Raw genomic sequence first — 2,476 nt, forward strand, 5'->3', positions numbered from 1 at the left:
TTAAGCACGCCGCAATGGTTGACGCGGTGGCAATCTGCGTCAAGGCCGGGGAGCCAATCGAATACTGGAAGTCTGCGCCTTACCTGATCAACTTTCTGAAGCATTATGAGCTGCGGCATAAGCTGGATGCCCAGTTGAATGCCCCTTCAGATGCTCTTCGCGGAACTCTTTCGTCGGCAAATGGGCAGTTGCTGACGAAGGAAAAATTTGAAGGCTATCAGGCTCTCGATCCTGCCAATCCGAGGATGCGCGTACTTTTTGAAGACACGATTGATAAGGGCATGTGGCAGCTTTTATGGGTGCCGCCTTCCATGCCGTATATCGAGCCTGGCGGCGCATACCAGGACAAGGATGGCTTGACCAAGGCCCTTGTGTTTTCCTCTTGGAGTGCTGTTCCGGACGCGATTGCGTCGATCTGCTCCTACGAAGCCGAACGGAAGATGATCGCCGGAACCTCGGTTTCCCACAGCGAACTCTATGACAAGATTAAGCCATTGCTGCGGTTTGCGGTGGCCTCAAATGATAATCGCCTGACTGGTATGCCGGTTATTGCTTGGTTGCTGCCGTCCCCAACCCTTGCCACCAAAATTGACCCGCTTGAGATTGCTCTGGGCCGTGGAAGCGGACCACTGGACGTCCAAGAGCTGATGGACGAGGTCAAGGCTATTTGCCGCAGTCTGGTGGAAACTCTGCCTGATGCCGGGAAAGGGATGCGGGCTGATAAGCGATGGTATTGGGCGGCTCCCATTCTTCTCGATTCCCATAACGGGTTGTTGGACTGGTGTAAGAGCCATTCGGGATGGAGATCCGCTACGCAGGACCATGAATCAGGCACCCGTTTCAAAGATCACATCGACCTGCTGGTCAGCATGGCGGAGGGCAACATTCCTCTCGGCCCTCAGCCGGATGATCTGGTCGATGTGCTTTGCGATCTGGCTCTTGCCGGTCCTGGCGTGTGTGCCTTGCGAGCACTTCGCCGTATCGGTGCCGGGCTCGATGCGGGCGATCCAAACCTTCTGTCGGCCGCAGCCAGAATCGCATCCGGCTTCCGATCTCTTTTCAATATGCCGGAGACGATCGCCATGCTGCGAGGCTCCGGCGAGGACACTTATTGGCGGTTGACGCTTCAGTACGGTATCGACGGCAATCTCCAATCGGTGCTAGACGAATATGTGCATGTCCTTCGAGAGTCTTTGGGTCTCCAAGAGCACTCACCGGAAGGACAGGTGGCTGGCATAGCCGAGTGCATCCACTCGGTGTTGTCACTGCGAACCGCTCAGATTCGAATCGACGAAATAAAGATATCGGGCGACGGCTTTGCTCTTGATGATTTCAGCACCCGCTGTCGTTTCGCGCTCCGGTTCGGGGATATTCGAGACGACAATAACCAGGCTCTCGTTCGCGCAGACTCGGTACGGGACGCCTTCAACTCTCCGTTTCGTCCCTTCGTTCTGGCGTCGACCTCAATTGGTCAGGAAGGGTTGGACTTCCACACTTGGTGCCATGCCGTGGTCCATTGGAACCTGCCTTCCAATCCCGTTGATCTTGAACAACGCGAAGGCCGGGTTCATCGGTATAAAGGCCATGCGGTCAGAAAGAATGTTGCGGAACGGTATGGTCTGACTGCTCTCTCCATGGCGCATGAGGGAGGCGATCCGTGGCAGACCCTTTTTCAGATCGCGGCCCAAGGCAAATCCAATGGGCATTCCGATCTCATCCCGTATTGGATCTTCGAGGATGGTTTCGCCCGGGTGGAACGCCGCATTCCTCTGCTCCCGTACAGCAAGGAGGTTGGGAAACTCAAACGGCTAAAGCAAGGGTTGGCCCTCTATCGGATGGTTTTCGGTCAACCCCGCCAGGAAGATCTGCTGTTCAGCCTTAGCCAAAACGGTAACCATGAGTCAGCAGATTTGGCCGACTGGCTAATTTCGTTGGAGCCACCGAAGACAAGTCCGCTATCGGAACTGGAAGATGCGTTGAAGTTGGCCGTGCAATTTACTTCAGCAGAAACCAAGTAAACAGGAGGCGACCATGCCAAAGAACCCAGGATCACATCATGTTGTGCCCAACGCAGACGGCGGTTGGGATGTCAAAAAAGATGGAGCGACCCGTAGCAGCGGCCACTTCGATAAGAAGCAGGAAGCCGTCAATGCCGGGCGTAAGATCAGCCAGAACCAAGGCACCGAGTTCTACATCCATGGCAAGGACGGGAAGATCCAGAACAAGGACAGCCACGGCAACGACCCGTATCCGCCGAGGGGGTGATGCCCAGCCCAATTCGATTCCCGTTTTGGGAACCGAACCTGCGTCCGAAAACCGGATTCGAAGTTGTTGCGGCTGAACGCCAAGTATCCGGTTTTGCTGCAAGCCCGTCACCCTCGTACGGTGCCGGGAAATAAGGGGAGAAATTCGTTTCTCTGGTCGGGTTGGTGGGAAGTGGTTGTGTGAGATGACTTCGGCGTTTATTATCAAAGAA

The 2,476-nt window shown here is 55.2% G+C and carries 2 protein-coding genes; both read left to right on the top strand.

Annotated elements, in window-relative coordinates; translation table 11 throughout:
* Positions 1–2,018: helicase-related protein (locus tag QQS14_RS16260; protein WP_285908067.1), on the top strand; the 2,018-nt coding region annotated here is incomplete at its 5' end.
* Between the two features lie 13 nt (positions 2,019–2,031).
* Positions 2,032–2,265 carry a DUF2188 domain-containing protein gene (locus tag QQS14_RS16265; protein ID WP_285908068.1) on the top strand — a complete coding sequence of 78 codons (234 nt, stop codon included), beginning with the start codon at positions 2,032–2,034 and terminating at the stop codon, positions 2,263–2,265.
* Positions 2,266–2,476: the final 211 nt, after the last annotated feature.

It is taken from the genome of Pseudodesulfovibrio pelocollis, from assembly GCF_030282845.1.
GTDB lineage: Bacteria > Desulfobacterota > Desulfovibrionia > Desulfovibrionales > Desulfovibrionaceae > Pseudodesulfovibrio > Pseudodesulfovibrio pelocollis.